Raw genomic sequence first — 16,751 nt, 5'->3', positions numbered from 1 at the left:
GAAATCTTAGATTTGTTAACTTCTTTGGCATCGTGTACGACTTTGATGAAGAGTGCCCTTTCCTTGGAACTCCCAACTACATCTACGCTTCTCTCCGTTTTCGGGTACAGTATTAAGTCGGCTTTATAACCAGCTCTTTTCACAATACTTAGTACTTCTTCCACGAGGCTCTCTTCGGGCAAACCACTATACCCGGCAACGCATGTTCGTTAAAATATAGTGAAGCCGGTAAGATAAACTATTTACCTCTATGGAACCTCGCGTATATCATTGCGTGGTCCTTATCGTAAGGCTCCAGGTGCACCACATCTACTATTTCGAACCCCCGTTCCTTCAAGGTATTTATCTCCTTCCTATAGATCTCGCTGGGTTCCTTGGTCACGTCGATGCTCCTAGCTTTAATTGCGAGTAGTAGGTAACCACCATCTTTCAAGAACATGTCGGCGTTAGCGGTCACTATCGCTGCTTGTTCTGGTTGTGCGATGTCGGCGTAAATTCCCTCAACCGTCTCGACTACGTGCCGGTATTCCTGCGGTTTCCTGGCATCACCTAATATTGGAAACAGGTTTTTCCTTACATCTGCTACCATTATGAACTCCCTCATTACCCTAGGCGCGACATCTACTCCATAGATCCTACCGCTGGGTCCAACAATGTCTGATATGTGACTAGCCGTTGTACCGGATGCTACTCCGAGATAGAGTATAGAGTCTCCTTCCGAGATAGGCTGCTCAGCCAGCCCGTTCATGAGGGCCGCAGCCAGCTTACTCCTAAAGGCGTTCCATTCACGGTACTCAACGTTGTTGTATTTGAACAGCTTCTCGCCGTATACTCTATGTCCGGGTACGAGGTTTCTCGTGGCGAGCCTTACGCTACCGTCATCAAGTTCAACTACGTATACGGCAAAGTACTTGTCGTGGTGCTTAATCGAAGTAACGGAGCTCACGGTGCCTCACCACCTTCATTTCCTTTTCTCCTTCTTCCTCTCCCTTTCCGCGGGTGCTCGAGGCCTTTCAGCTTTCGGCGGCGGCTTCGGGTACAGCTTCTTTATCTCCTCAACCCTTTGCTGAAACTCTGCTAGCAACTTGTCGCCAATATGCCTACCCGTGAAGAAGTCCACCTTGGCCGCTATAGCCAGCTTCGCAGCAAGCGCTCTTGCGATTTTACCTCTTTGCCACCTTGGACTTCTGTGTATGGCGGGATGCTGGAAGATTACTCCGTGCTTGGGCGGCTTACCTCCCGTCCTGAGCGCCCTAAATAGCGCTTTCTCGGCGCCGAGTACTTGGATGGTGCTTGCTGGTAATTTAGCGAGCTTTTCGAGCCCGCCTGCAATACTCAATAACCTGGCTCCGAGTTTCGGGCCCACGAGTGCACACAGATTAGGCGATACCTCTTTCATCACGAAATCGATATATTTCTCGAGCGTCTCCCTCAGCTTGTACATGCCGAGCACGATATCAGCGAGTATGGATATGTACTCTAGGTCGAAATCGCCTAAATCGGCGCCGATACTGCTAGATGCCGCCGCGGCGATCTTTTCCACTCTGTCCTCCGGCACTTCGAGCTTTGTTAAGTTCTCCTTGGTGAAGTTGGATCGGTGCCTCAGCTCGTACACGAGCCTTGCGTACATCTCGTGGTCTCTAACCAGCTCATCTAGCTCTGGGAAGTGTATACTGTACCACTCCCTAAGCCTCGCCACGAACAGGTTTATTGTCCTGTCGATGTCGTCTATTGCTCTAATCGCCTGCACAGCCAAGAGGTCTCGTTTCTGCGCTTCTCTCCTCAGCTTCCGCCTCGTGTACTCTAGCATCACTTCGTGAAGCTTTTCGAAGAACTCCTCCCTACTGCTCGCAAACCCGTACTTGACTGCTAGTTCCGGTGCAATACTCCTAATGTACAGTGCCTGGGGAAAGCCCGGCAAGACTTCAGGTACTAGCCCCTGCTGGGATGCCGCTTTAGCGGTGCTGTAGTGCTCGACAACGACCGCCGACACGCCCTTCTCCTTCAACTTAGACATCATCTGCTCGTGGTAAGGTGTTAACTCCCCCTTTTCAATGCTAATTAGGTACTCCACCAGGTCGTCCAGCCTCTTGGGGGCTTCAACGTACTCCACCACGCTATTGTCATCCGCGACTGCGAAAATGCCCAGTACCGTTTCTACAATATAGGCCTTACTTCGCGAAGACATGCCTTATACCCAGCCAAGTAAGAGTTAAGTTAAAAAGCTATTTTTAAATATCACTTTTCAGATAGCTAATCTAGCATGCAAGGTGCCTCGAAGTGCCAACCCATGGCTCACTTACAAAAGCAGGTAAGGTTAGAAGCCAAACGCCCAAGATACCGCCCAAGCCCAGGAAAAACAAACCTCCAAGAGTTAGGAACAGGGTAGAGTACGTTAGGAGGTTTATGAAGGCTCAAGCGGTTGCCGAGTCCGTGCCTTCGTAAGCACGGTAACAGCTCTGCGCTTTACCCGCATGAAGCTTTCCGTACCTTTCCAGCCTAGAATACCGTTAAGTACCACTTTTTACATTCACGTAGATTGACGCAACCTACGGGGTTCAACTTGATAGTTTACTACGGGTATATGGGAAACGCGGCGAGCTACCTGATCTCTAAAGGCGCCGAACCCGGTGACAGAGTGATCTTAAAGTTGAGAGATGGAACGATTCTCCAAGGACTCCTAATGCCCAGACCTCAGCTGTATAGCAGTTCCTCGGTAATAATAGTTAAACTGGACAACGGCTACAACGTCGGAATAAGGCTAGACAACATCGAGTCCCTGGAGGTACTAAAACAGCTTAAAGCTCTCCGTGAAACGCCATCAAGGCAAGTACAGGCAAGAGCGCGATTGCCGCGCGTCACGATGATTAGCACTGGCGGTACTATAGCGTCAAAAGTAGATTACGAGACCGGCGCTGTTACGCCCGCCCTTAAACCCTCGGAAATAGTTGAATGGATACCCGAACTCGAGAACGTATCCCTCATCTCTGCGAGGGAGGTAATGAGCATCTTCAGCGAAGACATGACGCCGGAGCACTGGAAGGTTATCGCGATGGAAGTATATAAGGAAATGAAAAACGGCGTGCACGGGGTTGTCGTGGCTCACGGAACGGACACTATGGCCTACACCGCTTCAGCGATCGCCTTCGCCGTACAGAACAAGCCCGTACCAGTAGTGTTTGTCGGCGCGCAACGGAGCAGCGATAGGCCTAGCACAGACGCGGCGTTAAACCTGATTGCAGCGTTCATGGTTGCGGCGAGGGCCCCATTTTCCGAGTCCGTCATCTCGATGCACGGGTCTGTCTCTGACCGCCTAAACCTAGTACATCGGGGAGTTAAGTGCAGGAAGATGCATACGAGCAGGCGTGATGCATTCCAGTCCATAAACGACACTCCACTAGCGGTAGTCGACGTTTCTAAGGGTGAGATCAGGGTTATCGGCAAGATATACGAGCACAGGGGTGAGAAAGACCCAGTATTGAGGGCAGAGTTCGATGGCAAAGTAGCCCTGATAAAGGCTTATCCCGGCATACAGCAAGAAGTGATAGACTTCGTGGTGGATAGGGGGTTCCACGGCATAGTAATCGAGGGCACCGGCCTGGGGCACGCACCTAATAGGCTAATGGACTCGATCAGGAGAGCGGTTGAAAGCGGCATCCCGGTCGTTATGACAAGCCAGTGCTTATTTGGACGCGTCAACATGAATGTCTACAGCACGGGGAGGAGGCTCCTCGAAATAGGAGTAATACCGGGTCATGACATGCTACCCGAGACAGCATACGTTAAGCTATCTTGGATTCTAGGCTCTATTAGCCGCGAGGTGGAAGATGTCAGAAAGTGGTTTACCGCAAACCTGGTTGGAGAAGTAAATGAAAGGCACACACTGAGCCTCTACCCGAGGTGGGCTTATGAGTAGGGCTAGTTACGCCGATCTGGGCCTAAAGGTCGGCCTCGAAATACACATACAGCTAAATACCGGGAAGAAACTGTTCTGTCCATGCCCCACGCACGCCTCCGATGAAAGTAGACAAACTACATTTCAGAGGTACCTCAGGCCGGCGAGGAGCGAAGTAGGCGAAGTAGACCCGGCAGCCCTCTTGGAGTGGAAACGAGGTAGGCTATACGTTTACACGGCCCCCGAAAACCAGGCTTGCCTCGTAGAGGCGGATGAAGAACCGCCTCATCCCATAAACGAGGAAGCACTAGTAGTTGCGCTTGCCGTCGCCAAAGCACTGAACATGAATATCGTTGACGAAGTGCACGTAATGAGGAAGATCGTGATTGACGGCAGTAACGTAAGCGGGTTTCAGAGAACAGCGTTGATCGCCATGGGGGGCTACATAGACGTCGAAGGCAGGAAAATAGGCATTCAAACGCTTTGTCTCGAAGAGGATGCAGCTAGAAAAGTCGAGGAAAGGGACGTTGAGGTTCACTACAGCCTAGACCGGTTAGGCATACCTTTAATAGAAATAGCGACCAAGCCGGACATAGATTCGCCGGAACTGGCATTAAAGGCCGCCCTAAAGATAGGGCAGCTGGTTAGACTAACGGGCAAGGCTAAGCGCGGTCTCGGCAGTATCAGGCAAGACCTGAATATTAGTGTGAGTGGTGGCGCAAAAGTGGAAATTAAAGGAATACAGCACCTCTACCTAATTCAGCGGGTTGTAGAGTACGAAGTCGAAAGGCAGATTAAGCTACTTGAAATACGCGACGAGCTACAGAGACGTGGTGTGAGCCGAAACGACATCAAGCCCGATATCATCGATGTAACGAAGGTATTTGAAGGCGCCCAGTCCAAGCTGATCAGAAGGGCGCTATTACAGCCCGAAGGAGCAGTGCTCGCGCTCAAGCTACCTGGTTTCAAGGGGCTACTAGGCAAGGAAATTCAACCGGGAAGGAGATTCGGTACGGAGCTGAGCGACTATGCCAAGGTGTGGAGCGGGGTTGGAGGAATTATTCACACGGATGAACTTCCAGGGTATGGAATAGGGATGGATGAGGTCGTAAAGCTGTACTCGGAGACAGGGGGCGACCCCGAGAGGGACGCTATTGTAATTGTCGCAGACGCGAGGAGTAGAGCCGAGAGAGCACTACTTTCAGTAGCTGAAAGGGCGTCTTACGCCCTTATAGGTGTGCCCGAGGAGACGCGGGCTGCTAATCCCGATGGGACAACTAGGTATATGAGGCCCCGTCCAGGAGCCGCCAGAATGTACCCCGAAACGGACATTCCACCCATTATAATAACCCAGGAACTACTCAAAAATGCGGAAGCCTACGTGCCGGAGCACCCGGACGTAAAGTACAAAAAGCTTCTCGAGGAGCACGGTCTAAGCCGGAGCTTAGCTATGGCACTTTTGAACGACCTTAGACTAGACCTCTACGAGCACCTCGTGAAGAACTATGGGAGCAGTGTGCCCTGCTCCGTTATAGCTTCAATATTCGTTAACATAATACCGGCACTTAGAAGAGAGGGCATTCCCGTAGATGACCTCGACGAGAGCATGATAGAAAACGTGGTGAAAGCATTAGCGGAAGGGATCATAGCTAAGGAGGCGTTGCCAGATATACTATCCTATCTCGCACGAACACCGGGTACGGACCTTGCAAAGGCCGTTGAGGCCCTGGGCATAAAGTACGTAAGTATGGAGGACTTAGACTTAAGCGTGACAAAGGTCATTGAGGCTAATAAGGAAAAGATCCTCGCGAGGAGGGATAAAGCTTTCTCGATAGTAATGAGCGAGGTGATGAAGACTGTTCGCGGCAAAGTAGACGGCAAGCTCGTTGCTGAAAGGGTAAAAGCTAAATTAAGGGAAATACTCAATATAGAAACATAGCGATGAGGAATACTCCCGACAATGAGTAGTGATTAGAAGGCATTTGGCCGAGCCCTGGTGGTAGGATAGTCACCTGGCAGGTTACCCGGCAACACAGCACTACATGGTATTGCAACTATTTAGGTTGCTTACCCCGGAACTTTACATGGATGTTGAACCTTGGCCGCTACTGAGTTGTGATGCGCGTCGTGGTAGCCGCTGAACCACGTTATTAACCACACTTCCAAATACCTTTATCGGGCTACGAGTGATCGTGATGACCGTAAATCGCAGTAGCGCCTGGAAGATCGCCGCTGCTCTGAACAGGGGAGGGAAAGTCACTGGGCTGTGTGAAGAGATGGATTGTATTAGCGTTCAAACAATGTACCGGTTAGTGCATAGACTACTCGTAAATGGAGTCTTAAGTAAGCACGTAGTCGTGCCATTGGAGGCCCTTCCCGTGAAGGTATCTACCGCGATTCTAGCTAGGCAGCAGAAGACGGCGAAACCCTGTCTTAAAAAACCACTACATCTAGTAGTACAGTACTACTCTTATGCGGGTAACCCGGTGGAGATTTACTATGCGTTAGAGGATTGCACCGTAATAGAGGATGGTGTTGACCCCTTTACTTGTAGGCTCGAGTTCTGCGAGCGCGTAGTTGAGACGGTCATTCCCGTAGAAGGGCGTGAAGACCACGTACTGGAGCTGGTCCCTTACTCATCGCCGCAGAGCATCTCCAACAGGAGGCTGGATGAGTTTGACGTTGCCATAGCCCTTGACATTTTTAGGCTAAGTAATCCGCCATTTAAGTATTCATGGAAAACAAAAGACCTCGTAGAGGTTGTCGAGAAGAGGCTGGGTATACGCAATGTTAGGTACCACTACTACGAACATTTACATAAGATGCTCCTACTACGCTACACTACAAGGAATGGCGGTAGTTTCCTGGTAATGCTGATCCACGCCCCAACGCCCCAAGAATTGAAACGAGTCTTAAATATTCTTATTGAAACAAAGTTCATCGAGGGTATTTGGCAGATCCACTATTTCAGCAAGGCGCCTCTCATAGCCCTCATATACGCCTGGGGACACGTAGACAAGTTCGTCGAACCGGAGTACGTACATGAAGGCGTAGACAATACTTCCTACACCACGTACCCTATTCTCGGTGTATACCATGGGATGCCGAAGGCTTGATCCCGCCCTGAGAAAGCTCCACGAAAAGGCCATAGAGCAGTGTAAAACTCACGGAGAGTATAGGACTCTCTTAGAGAATTCGCTTGAAGTGGTCAAAACACCACCTAGACCTGGATCCTACCATAAGCCGGGAGTCGTGGAAATTTCTGGGCGCGGAAAATACGTGTTCGTCGGGGATCTTCATGGAGACTACTACACGCTACTTTCAGCGCTGAACAGCTTGTGGAGCAGGTTAGAGGAGTACGTTGTGGTGTTTCTGGGGGATTACGTTGATAGGGGCTACATGCAGCTAGAAACCCTCTCACTATTACTTAACTTGAAGCAAGAGTACTGCGGGAACGTGGTCTTGCTGAGGGGCAATCATGAGCCATCCACATGGCTTACACCTTACCCCCACGACTACCCTCACCATTTAATAGCTAGATTCGGCGCCGGCGCTGAAGCCCTCTACGAGCTTTCTCTCGAGCTGTTCGAAAGTCTCCCTCTTGCACTAGTCCACAACAACGTGCTACTGGCCTTGCATGGAGGTCCTCCTCTAAGTGTACTGAGTAGCAAGGATTGGCGCGAAGCCTTCGAGATCGGGAAAAACACGATCTCTAGAAAATCCCTGGAAGAGATCTTGTGGAGCGACCCAGTTGACTCGAACATCTACTACACGCCCTCACCGCGAGGTGCAGGAGTACTTTACGGAGCGGCAGTGAGTAAAGGGGCACTCCAGCTCATAAACGGCAAACTCATTGTGAGGGGTCACGAGGCCGTTAACGGCTTTAAGGTATCACATGAAGGACTGGTCATTACTGTATTTACATCGCCACTAGTCTACGGCTTTGAGTGCGGGGGGGTAGCTACTTTTGAGCACTACGAGGAGGAATGCGTGGGACGCTTGACAAGATACTGCATCCACCCTAATACCGCTGAAGAACTTAACACTTTATAACTCCTCAACCGGATAAAAGCTCGTAGGGACAGGACATGAAGACGCAGTATCGACGTAAACTAATAGATAGCATTGAAAGCGTCATAGGAGATCTGGTGAGCGACATTATAGGTAAGTACTACGGAGAGCGCGTGGAAACGGACTACGACTACGAAAGAATACTCTACTCAATAGCGCGCCAAGTGAAACAGGAGGTCTTTGACAACAAAGCGGCATTCAATGACGTAATTGAATACTTGAGCAAGCTGAGAGCAAAGCGCAACCTTGCAAAGCTAGTGCTCAGTTACATGATAAGTAGGGCACTAGAGGAAGAGCCTGGATAGGTATAAAACTGATGATCAGGCCCTTAGTAATAAACAACTCGCCACGCACTTCAGGGGATAGTTATTCCTAAGAAGCGCAAACAGCGGACGAAACGAACTACTAAAAGCCCGGAAAGAGCTACGGGACTAGGCAAGCGTAAAGGGGCGAAACCGATAAAAGTAGAAGAGACTGAAAAGAAGCCGGAAAAAGAAACCTCCAAAGAAAAAACTCCTAAACGGGTCAAAAGAGCAAAGAGCCTCGACGTGGACAAGCTCGTTGAGGATGTCTTCGACTACGTTGACTCGACCTTCACGTTGACGAGTGAACTCTCTCTCAGCATCGAGAAGGCTCGTGAAATCGTGCGGGAAATCGTGGAGAGCGTTGTAGCGGGTTACAGTAGTAGGCCGAGCGCCGAGTCCGTGGTCAAGAAGATAAAGAAGAATGCAGGCGTGTTCTCAGAGCTCATCGCCTCCAAGCTACTTGAACTCGATAAGCTTACACCAAGTCAGCTGGAATTCGCGGTAACTCGTGGTGGGAAAACCGTTTTAAGCGAAGCCGAGAAGTTGTATAAACTTGCACTAAGATATGGGCGCGAAGACCTGATCGCCGCGTTAAGACATACTTGGAACACCAGCGGTCCTCGAGGCCTGCTAGAATGTTCAAGGTGCGGCTTCAACTCGATTACACCCGATAAAGTCTGCTTAATATGCGGTCACGCAGTAACGGACGATTATATCAGGGAGAGTCTCAGTTTCGAGGAGAAGTTCGAAGTTTACTTAAAAACAGCTAGCGTAGCGGAGCTAAACGAGGCCCTGCAGTTCGGGTACCTACTACTCGGCAAACGGGGGGTTTACAGCCCCCGATCCCGTAGAGCCCGCGTTGAAAACCCCGTCATATACGTTGTCTACTTGAAGCAGCACGAACTCTCGAGAATCCTCGAAGAGGTGCATTCACGAGAACTACTAATATAGGCGCTTCTGGGGTAACGGCCTTAGAACGCCGTTTTAATCCTCTTGAGAGTGTTTTCGTGGAAAAGCTCGTCTTGAATAATTCTTTCGAGTATGGTGTTCACCAGCTCTAAGGATTTGCCCTCTATACCGCACATTTTAGCGTTCTCCTTGATCAGCGGCAATAGTAGCAATTGATAGGTCTCCTCACCCACAGCTTTTTCAATCCACAACTGGTTTTCAACGAATGTTTTTAAATCCATGAATACGCCGCGTCGCAGGTGTTCTAAGGTACTTTGGAGCACTTTCCAAGGCTCACCTACGAGCTGACTACACTCCACCTCTTCGAATAGATTAAACGCCTTTCCCACGAGTTCTAAGAACTCGGCGTGTTTTTTACTGTCCAGGGCTATCGTGTACAGTAACACCTTGAGGTAGGCATGGAGGGGGGAGTCCTTACTTATTAGAGTCGAATACGTCGAAAGCATCTCATAAACTAGCACTTCGATTTTATAACTGCAGTACATGTTTCTACGAATTAATGTACACGGATCCATTTCGAAAGCCCACGAATATGTTACTGATTGTCCCTTATTTATGCTGTCTCGGTTTTACAGGACCATGCTCACGTACCGACGCGGTGAGCTGGTAGGGGGTAGGTCTTTAAACCTTTATGTTGATGTTATGCGCTTTAAAGACCTCTCTAATGCTTCTACGGACGACTTTTAAGTTCAGTTCAACGGTACTGAGGGCGCCTACCTGTTCAAATATCACCTCTCCCCGATAGTAAACTCTTAGAGTTGGTATGTCACTTACACTAGCTATATCCGGGTGCTCCTTGACGTTTACCCTACAGAACAGTATATCCTTATCGGCGTGTTTTGAAAACTCCTTCATGGACTCGTACATGACCATGCAATCTCTATTATTGGGTTCGTAGAACTCTATTAGTACCACTTCATTGCCTCTAACAGCTCTCACGAACTCCTCCTTGGACCGAATTTCATACATCACGTGGACCTCTCAGTACTTCCATACTACACTCTGGGCATAAGTGCTAAAAAGGTTACCTGTATTAAGCTTTCCACTAGCTGGTATTAACGTGCCTTAATCGGGGGTTCCTAAGCACCTGTCACGTAGATCATTTATATATTCATGTCAAGAAAATTTATATAGAACCCGTTTAGATAATCAATTTACCGGTCTTATAAGGGTGGGTTCCGTGGCACTCTACGGTATACCGGTCTTAATATTGAAGGAAGGAACGAAAAGAACGGTTGGCCGTGATGCTTTAAGGTCAAACATCGCTGCAGCCAAGGCGCTAGCGGAGGTATTAAAAACCAGTCTCGGCCCCCGCGGACTGGACAAAATGCTCGTGGACAGCTTCGGCGACGTAACGGTTACGAATGACGGCGCCACAATTGTTAAAGAGATGGAAGTGCAACATCCAGCTGCAAAGCTACTAGTAGAAGTCGCCAAGGCCCAAGACGCCGAAGTTGGTGATGGAACGACGAGCGCTGTCGTCTTAGCGGGTACGTTACTAGCAAAAGCGGAAGAGCTACTAGATCAGGATATCCATCCAAGCATAATCATAGAAGGCTATACCAAGGCACTAAAAGAGGCTCTTAGAATACTCCGCGAAATAGCCATCCCAGTAGACACTGAGAACAGGGACTCCCTTAGAAAAGTCGTAAAAACAGCTATTGCAAGCAAGTATATTGGAGGCGACATCATAGCTAACAGGCTAACCGAAATAGCTATAGATGCCGCATTAGCGGTCTCAGAGCCCAAGGCAGACGGCACGAAGGAGTTTAGAGTCGACGATGTAAAGATCGAGAAGAAGAAAGGAGGAAACGTGCTCGATACTCAACTGGTTTACGGGATTGTACTGGACAAGGAGGTGGTACACCCAGGCATGCCTAAGAGGGTTGAAAAAGCCAAGATCGCGCTACTCGATGCCCCCCTCGAGGTTGAAAAGCCCGAAATAACCGCTAAAATAAACATCACGAGCCCAGAAATGATCAAGGCATTCCTCGACGAGGAGGCGAAGATGCTCAAGGAAATGGTAGACAAGATCGCCGATGTCGGGGCAAACGTAGTGGTGTGCCAGAAGGGTATCGACGAGGTTGCACAACACTTCCTAGCCAAGAGGGGGATAATGGCGGTTAGAAGGGTTAAGAGAAGCGACCTGGAGAAGCTGGAAAGAGCCTCCGGTGGAAAAATAGTCAGTAGCATTAGAGACCTAAAACCAGATGACTTAGGATATGCCGAGCTCGTGGAGGAGAGAAAAGTCGGTAATGACAAAATGGTATTCATAGAAGGCTGTAAGAACCCGAAAGCCGTTACCATACTAGTACGCGGAGCGAGCGACATGGTGTTAGACGAGATTGAGAGGAGCTTAAAAGACGCCCTGAACGTCTTGAGGAACGTTATGCGTGTACCCTACATTGTAGCGGGTGGAGGCGCGGTTGAACTCGAAGTCGCAATGAAGCTAAGAGAATACGCAGCCAAGATCGGCGGCAAGGAGCAACTCGCTATCGAGGCATTCGCAACGGCACTCGAGGAAATACCGATGATACTCGCCGCATCCTGCGGTAAGGACCCGCTAGAGGTGTTAATGGAGTTGAGGAAGCTCCACGCTGAAGGGAAGAAAGACTCCGGTATAGACGTCGTGTCAGCCGAGATCGTCAATGACATGGCAACGAGGAACGTGATAGAGCCTCTACTGGTCAAAGAAGCGATGATCAAGACCGCGGCGGAGGCGGCGCTCGCGGTCCTAAAAATAGACGACATTATCGCGGCTAGCCCGATGAAGAAAGAGAAGGAAAAGGAGAAGAAAGAGGAGGAAAAGGAGTTACCTAAGCCCGAGTTTTAAGGCCGAGTAGTGTCTGCAACGGACTGAACGGATTTTTATTTTTAACCCAACAATTCTATTATTCTGTCCTCGGCTACCTAGGCGCTACGCTATGACCGAGGCTTTGCTCGACATATATAGGAGGGCTGTAAGTCAACGGCTATCCAGGTTTGAACTAGCTCGGGTAATTGGTGCTAGAGCGTTACAGCTATCTATGGGCGCTCCCCCACTAATAGACGTGTCAAACATAGAAGTAAGAGACCCTGTTTACATCGCGACGTTAGAATTAATTAACGGGTTACTTCCAATGTCTATCTTAAGGCCCAGGGAAACAGGTGAATACGAACTTGTACCAGTCAGCAAACTCGTTACACCAGAAGTTAAAAGATATCTTAGCTCTATTCTCGAAAGCTGGAATATCAGTCGTAGAGTTTAGGGATTACCGTAACTTCGTCGACCTCGTCGTAGATAAGCCCCTCTCTTCGCAGCTATTTAAAGAGCTCTACAACGACCTCTTAAACGGCTACAATGTACTAATGTTCCAGTTAAGGTCAGACGAGCTACCCGTTATAAGGCTAGTACCTTACTTAAAGCAGAAGTCACGCCTCTACAACTACAGGTGGATCCTCACAATAACGAGCATTATAACGGTATTCTTAACGGGTCTCGGGCTTTCTCAAGGTTTTCACAGCGAGGAAATAGGTAAAGCCATAGGCGCGAATACGGGCATTACCGCGATCATAATAGACGCTGTTCTATACTCTACAGCATTCCTAGTTACGCTAGTTTCCCACGAATTCGGTCACCTGATTACTAGTAGAAAAAGCGGTATCGAGGCCGAGGGCCCTATACTCTTACCAGCCCCACCCATACAGCTAGGCTTTATAGGTACCCTCGGCGCCGTAATATTCACTAAGACCCCACCACCTACTAGAAAGGACTTAGCAAAGCTCGGTATACTAGGTCCTTTGATGGGCATAGTTGTCGCTACGTTATTTGGAGTAATAGGGCTCTACCTATCACCACTAATACCACTCGAGCTTGCGCAACAGCTGATTGAAGCAGGGAAGATCGCGCCTGTCGGTGTAACGAGTCTCGGGATCTACTTACTGAGATTCCTCAGCCTAGAAAGCGGTGTAATCATAATCCACCCCATCTTATTCGTAGCATACTTTGTATACCTGGTTACCTTCCTTAACTTATTGCCAATAGGTCAATTGGATGGAGGGCACGTCGTGAGAAGTGTTCTCAGCGCTAAAGCATTTCGCACCATCAGCACGCTCGTACCACCGGTCCTGGTACTAGTAGGCTCAATACTGCACCTCTCGGGCGCAAACGGGCTGTATTTCATTAGCATTGGTTTCTTGTCACTAATCCTCTACTTCTTCATAGGCAAGCATGGACATCCCGGCGTAGCAAATCAGTACGATGACTCGAAATGCATTACATGCCTGTTGATCTACGTTATACTCCTAGCACTTACACTGCCCATCCCGCTTTCCTAAGCTAAAGCGCTGGATAATGGGATTTTTATACGGGGTTCACGTAGTGGTAGCCTTGATCGGGGAGCGCCCAGCGCGCCCATCCACGGTACCGTTCGAGGACGGTGAAGGGGGGGCTTATACCAGTATATGGGAATTGGAGGGAAAGGTACTGGTTATAGCGGAGAAACCCAAAGCGGCTAGAAAAATCGCAGAAGCGCTATCAGAGAAGTACGTCGTACGTAAGCACGGTAACGTACTTTACTACGAGATAAGGGAAGGAGATCACTACATAGTAGTAGCCAGTGCTGCAGGCCACCTTTACGAGCTACACACAGATGTTCCCGGTTACCCCGTTTTCGACTATTCATGGGTACCAGCGCATATAGTAAATGAGGAAAAGAAGCACGTGAAGAGCTACTTGGACCTACTCAGCACGTTGTTTAGGACGTGTCAGTATTACGTTAATGCGTGCGACTACGACGTGGAAGGAAGCGTCATCGGGTACTTGCTAATAAAGCTTCACGGGGATGAGAAAAGGGCTCTTAGGGCCAGGTTTTCAAGCCTCACAATACCCGAGTTGAAGAGCTCTTTTACCAAGCTAACACGGCTGGATTACGAAATGATCGAGGCAGGGCTTTGCAGGCATGAATTAGATTGGATTTGGGGAATCAACATAAGTAGAGCCCTCATGAAGGCCCTTTACACGTGTACGGGGAGAAAGGTGATTTTGAGTGCTGGACGTGTACAGACGCCAACACTCAAATACGTGGTTGACCACGAAATTAAGAAAAAGCTGTTCATACCCCTACCACAATACTCCATAACAGTTACCCTGAAGAAGGGCTCAACGACGATCCTGGCTGAGTTCTCCTCGAACCCCGTTCTTAGAGAAGTCGATGCTAAGTCCTTGAAGAGCAGGATCGAGTCCTCCGGGTACCTGGTTGTGAAACAGTGTAGCGTGAGCAGTCAGAAGCACGGCCCACCCCCACCATTCAATCTAAGCGACCTGCAAGAAGAAGCGGCTAGAATATACGGTTTCAGCCCTATGAAGACGCAAGAAATAGCTGAACAGCTGTATTTAGACGCGCTAATTAGCTATCCGCGTACTAATAGCCAGAAACTTCCCCCGACCATTAACTACAAGGAGATCATGGACAAGCTCGCCAGGCTCGAAAAATACCGCGAACTCGTCCTCAGGCTACTCGCGGAAACGAAGAACGTGTTGAAGCCCGTTGAAGGCGAGAAGGAAGACCCGGCTCACCCGGCAATACACCCAACAGGCGTAACACCACGAGAGCTTACGAGAGAGCAGGCAGCAATATACGACCTTATTGTCAGGAGGTTTCTGGCCGCGTTCGCACAGCACGCGGTAATCTCGCGCGTAAAGGTAACGTTCACGACGCTTGACGGGCTTCACGATTTCAGTGCAACGGGCCTCAACGTAGAATACCCCGGCTGGATGGTGTACTACCCGTTCCACAAGCCTTCAACGAGAACCATCCCAGCGCTTAAGCAAGGCGAGAAGCTTGAAGTAGTGAAGGTGACGTTAAGGGAAACCTACACTAAGCCTCCTCCCAGATTAAAAAAGATCGACATTTTGAGGTGGATGGAGGACGTAGGTGTCGGAACGGAGTCTACGAGGGCTATTATCATCGAGAAGCTCTTCGAGCGCGGCTACTTGAAGAATGCGAAGACCGGCATAGAGGTCTCCGACCTCGGAATTGGGGTCATTGAGGTCATTGAACGGTTTTTCCCGGACCTTGTAAGCGTGGAGCTGACGAGAACGTTCGAGGTATTGATGAACGACATCATGAAAGGTCTTAGGCGAAGGGAACACGTCATAATGGAGGCAAAGAGGGTTCTAGTGGACCTGTTAACAAGGTTCAACTCTTACATAAATGACGCCGGCTTACTCCTCGCGAAGAAGCTGTCGCTGGTTGATAATTACGCGAAGTGCATCATTCCAGGTTGCAGGGGGGATGCTTACAAGGATAAACTGTGTAAAGTCCACTACGCGGCTTACGAGGCCCTAATACAAGGATATAGCGAATGGAGGTCTAGGAAGAGCATTTCATTTGATAACTACGTATCTAAGCTCGCGGAAATGAGCTCTACGGGAAAGTACGTAAAGGACGTGATCAAGTACTACATGCCGCGAGCTGGCAGTAAAGTAGGTGCTAATGCCTAAATATCAGCGTGATGTAACCCATGTACGGTATCTTGTACACGGAGTTGCCCACGGAAGCGACCTTGCCGACTACCTTGCTATGAGGTACGCCAACGGGGTAGTACACGTCTCTGAATAGGTTGTTATCACCCTTTGTGACGTAGTATGGTGTACTGTCCACCTCTACCACCTCGATGACTCTGTGAATGACTAGCATAGCGTTATCTGGTGTCCAAAAAACAATGACATCGCCTTCTTTGATTTCGCGGGGATTCGATCTTACTATGAAAACCACATCCCCTTCCCTAAGCAGCGGGAACATGCTATTACCCTTAACAACGGCTACCGGCACGTCGGCTAAGTACACTTTCACCGCAACAACGATGGCTACTATGATAAGAACGAGTACCAACGTGGTGGCCAATCTTCTACCGTTTCTATGCACCATGGAGCGCGAAGACACCTTCCACCTACTCTTCCCTCAAGATCTCGTCGAGGTCTAGTACGATCTCCTTTGGAGGCCTCTCCTCCTCGACTACCTCCTTCCTGCCTTCTATCTCTACTCCACCACCAACTTTGAGCTTACTGATCGTGGCCTTCCAACTATGACCGCATTCACGGCACTTCAGTACTCCCATAACGGTAATCGTTATCCGTCCAGCTCTATCGGGTAATGGCGATACCAAGTTCCATGTCTTAACGACTTCGGAGTTTGCGGATCCGCACCTCGGACATCTCTTCGCGTTCAAAGAGTGCTCACCACAACCTCGTATGCCGTACAAAGTATTAAAGGTAGTGGTATTAAAACGAGCTTTATAGGGCTTCGCCTCGTCACCGCGAAAAGCAGTAGTTGAGCGGTAGATAGCGTTAACGCGCACGTAGCTAGTAGTGAAGTCCTTACTACGGTGAAGTATACGGCGGGAATGGCGTAAAGGGCTGTAGGAAAAATTACATATATTAGTGTATTTTTAAGCTTGTCGTAAAACACAAGGCTTACGAGAACCCATACCACATACGACATCACTATATTAGCCGTAATCAGGCTGTA

The 16,751-nt window shown here is 49.3% G+C and carries 19 protein-coding genes; 11 read left to right on the top strand and 8 right to left on the bottom strand.

The annotated features are described in order from the left end of the window. From QXU03_03030 to QXU03_03020, 3 genes are all read right to left on the bottom strand, one after another. Positions 1–182: hypothetical protein (locus QXU03_03030; protein ID MEM2170712.1), on the bottom strand; the 182-nt coding region annotated here is incomplete at its 3' end. Positions 183–238: 56 nt separating this feature from the next. Further along, complete coding sequence (locus QXU03_03025) at positions 239–946, bottom strand: fibrillarin-like rRNA/tRNA 2'-O-methyltransferase (GenBank protein MEM2170711.1); 708 nt, start codon at positions 944–946, stop codon at positions 239–241. 15 nt (positions 947–961) lie between these two features. After that, positions 962–2,188 (bottom strand): C/D box methylation guide ribonucleoprotein complex aNOP56 subunit, encoded by a 1,227-nt coding sequence (locus QXU03_03020; protein MEM2170710.1) that lies wholly within the window; start codon positions 2,186–2,188, stop codon positions 962–964. Between the two features lie 92 nt (positions 2,189–2,280). Between QXU03_03020 and QXU03_03015 the strand changes: the two genes are divergently transcribed. The 7 genes from QXU03_03015 to QXU03_02985 all read left to right on the top strand — a co-directional run bounded on the left by QXU03_03015 (position 2,281) and on the right by QXU03_02985 (position 9,222). Next, on the top strand, positions 2,281–2,445 hold the full coding sequence (locus QXU03_03015; protein MEM2170709.1) for a 30S ribosomal protein S30e: 165 nt from the start codon (positions 2,281–2,283) through the stop codon (positions 2,443–2,445). A 118-nt stretch (positions 2,446–2,563) separates the two neighbouring features. After that, a complete protein-coding gene (gene gatD / locus QXU03_03010; GenBank protein ID MEM2170708.1) occupies positions 2,564–3,916 on the top strand; it encodes a Glu-tRNA(Gln) amidotransferase subunit GatD in 1,353 nt (450 codons plus the stop codon). Continuing rightward, the gene (gene gatE, locus QXU03_03005) at positions 3,909–5,834 is read left to right on the top strand and encodes a Glu-tRNA(Gln) amidotransferase subunit GatE (protein MEM2170707.1); all 1,926 of its coding nucleotides are present in this window, start codon (positions 3,909–3,911) and stop codon (positions 5,832–5,834) included. The genes gatD and gatE overlap by 8 nt, the downstream gene beginning before the upstream one ends. A 247-nt stretch (positions 5,835–6,081) precedes the next feature. Further along, positions 6,082–7,011, top strand: a complete 930-nt coding sequence (locus QXU03_03000; protein ID MEM2170706.1) for a hypothetical protein — start codon at positions 6,082–6,084, stop codon at positions 7,009–7,011. Further along, the gene (locus QXU03_02995; protein ID MEM2170705.1) at positions 6,992–7,948 is read left to right on the top strand and encodes a metallophosphoesterase family protein; all 957 of its coding nucleotides are present in this window, start codon (positions 6,992–6,994) and stop codon (positions 7,946–7,948) included. Before QXU03_03000 ends, QXU03_02995 begins: the two co-directional genes overlap by 20 nt. 35 nt (positions 7,949–7,983) lie before the next feature. Continuing rightward, the gene (locus QXU03_02990) at positions 7,984–8,271 is read left to right on the top strand and encodes a hypothetical protein (GenBank protein ID MEM2170704.1); all 288 of its coding nucleotides are present in this window, start codon (positions 7,984–7,986) and stop codon (positions 8,269–8,271) included. A gap of 243 nt (positions 8,272–8,514) precedes the next feature. Next, entirely contained in the window at positions 8,515–9,222 is a 708-nt protein-coding gene (locus QXU03_02985) for a hypothetical protein (protein MEM2170703.1), read from the top strand. 20 nt (positions 9,223–9,242) lie between these two features. Here QXU03_02985 and QXU03_02980 read toward each other — a convergent pair whose 3' ends face one another. Both QXU03_02980 and QXU03_02975 read right to left on the bottom strand, forming a co-directional pair. Further along, positions 9,243–9,701 (bottom strand): hypothetical protein, encoded by a 459-nt coding sequence (locus QXU03_02980; protein ID MEM2170702.1) that lies wholly within the window; start codon positions 9,699–9,701, stop codon positions 9,243–9,245. 160 nt (positions 9,702–9,861) lie between these two features. Then, positions 9,862–10,209, bottom strand: a complete 348-nt coding sequence (locus QXU03_02975; GenBank protein MEM2170701.1) for a thioredoxin family protein — start codon at positions 10,207–10,209, stop codon at positions 9,862–9,864. Between the two features lie 211 nt (positions 10,210–10,420). Between QXU03_02975 and thsA the strand changes: the two genes are divergently transcribed. From thsA to QXU03_02955, 4 genes are all read left to right on the top strand, one after another. Next, the gene (gene thsA, locus QXU03_02970; protein MEM2170700.1) at positions 10,421–12,073 is read left to right on the top strand and encodes a thermosome subunit alpha; all 1,653 of its coding nucleotides are present in this window, start codon (positions 10,421–10,423) and stop codon (positions 12,071–12,073) included. Positions 12,074–12,164: 91 nt separating this feature from the next. Further along, positions 12,165–12,488, top strand: coding sequence for a DNA-directed RNA polymerase subunit K (locus QXU03_02965; GenBank protein ID MEM2170699.1), 324 nt, complete (start codon positions 12,165–12,167; stop codon positions 12,486–12,488). Beyond that, complete coding sequence (locus tag QXU03_02960) at positions 12,388–13,557, top strand: site-2 protease family protein (protein ID MEM2170698.1); 1,170 nt, start codon at positions 12,388–12,390, stop codon at positions 13,555–13,557. The genes QXU03_02965 and QXU03_02960 overlap by 101 nt, the downstream gene beginning before the upstream one ends. 52 nt (positions 13,558–13,609) lie before the next feature. Beyond that, on the top strand, positions 13,610–15,724 hold the full coding sequence (locus QXU03_02955; GenBank protein MEM2170697.1) for a DNA topoisomerase I: 2,115 nt from the start codon (positions 13,610–13,612) through the stop codon (positions 15,722–15,724). Here the strand turns inward: QXU03_02955 and QXU03_02950 are convergent. Genes QXU03_02950 through QXU03_02940 form a run of 3 tightly spaced genes read right to left on the bottom strand, consistent with a single transcriptional unit; the run spans position 15,714 to position 16,724 of the window. Then, positions 15,714–16,115: a signal peptidase I gene (locus tag QXU03_02950; GenBank protein MEM2170696.1), complete on the bottom strand. Its 402-nt coding sequence runs from the start codon at positions 16,113–16,115 to the stop codon at positions 15,714–15,716. The genes QXU03_02955 and QXU03_02950 overlap by 11 nt on opposite strands. Before the next feature lie 58 nt (positions 16,116–16,173). Beyond that, a complete protein-coding gene (locus QXU03_02945; protein ID MEM2170695.1) occupies positions 16,174–16,452 on the bottom strand; it encodes a chromatin protein Cren7 in 279 nt (92 codons plus the stop codon). Then, positions 16,449–16,724, bottom strand: coding sequence for a hypothetical protein (locus QXU03_02940; GenBank protein ID MEM2170694.1), 276 nt, complete (start codon positions 16,722–16,724; stop codon positions 16,449–16,451). Before QXU03_02940 ends, QXU03_02945 begins: the two co-directional genes overlap by 4 nt. Positions 16,725–16,751: the final 27 nt, after the last annotated feature.

The sequence above is a fragment of the Desulfurococcaceae archaeon genome, from assembly GCA_038845865.1.
Classification (GTDB): Archaea; Thermoproteota; Thermoprotei_A; order Sulfolobales; family Desulfurococcaceae; genus UBA285.
Note: the sequence above shows the minus strand (reverse complement) of the source record. Positions and strands in the feature narration are given on the sequence as shown.

Excerpts from the sequence above, each read along its gene's own strand:
- QXU03_03020 (MEM2170710.1), bottom strand. The coding sequence starts at position 2,188 with ATGTCTTCGCGAAGTAAGGCCTATATTGTAGAAACGGTACTGGGCATT.
- gatE (MEM2170707.1), top strand. The coding sequence starts at position 3,909 with ATGAGTAGGGCTAGTTACGCCGATCTGGGCCTAAAGGTCGGCCTCGAA.
- QXU03_02995 (MEM2170705.1), top strand. The coding sequence starts at position 6,992 with ATGGGATGCCGAAGGCTTGATCCCGCCCTGAGAAAGCTCCACGAAAAG.
- QXU03_02990 (MEM2170704.1), top strand. The coding sequence starts at position 7,984 with ATGAAGACGCAGTATCGACGTAAACTAATAGATAGCATTGAAAGCGTC.
- QXU03_02975 (MEM2170701.1), bottom strand. The coding sequence starts at position 10,209 with ATGTATGAAATTCGGTCCAAGGAGGAGTTCGTGAGAGCTGTTAGAGGC.
- QXU03_02965 (MEM2170699.1), top strand. The coding sequence starts at position 12,165 with ATGACCGAGGCTTTGCTCGACATATATAGGAGGGCTGTAAGTCAACGG.
- QXU03_02940 (MEM2170694.1), bottom strand. The coding sequence starts at position 16,724 with ATGTCGTATGTGGTATGGGTTCTCGTAAGCCTTGTGTTTTACGACAAG.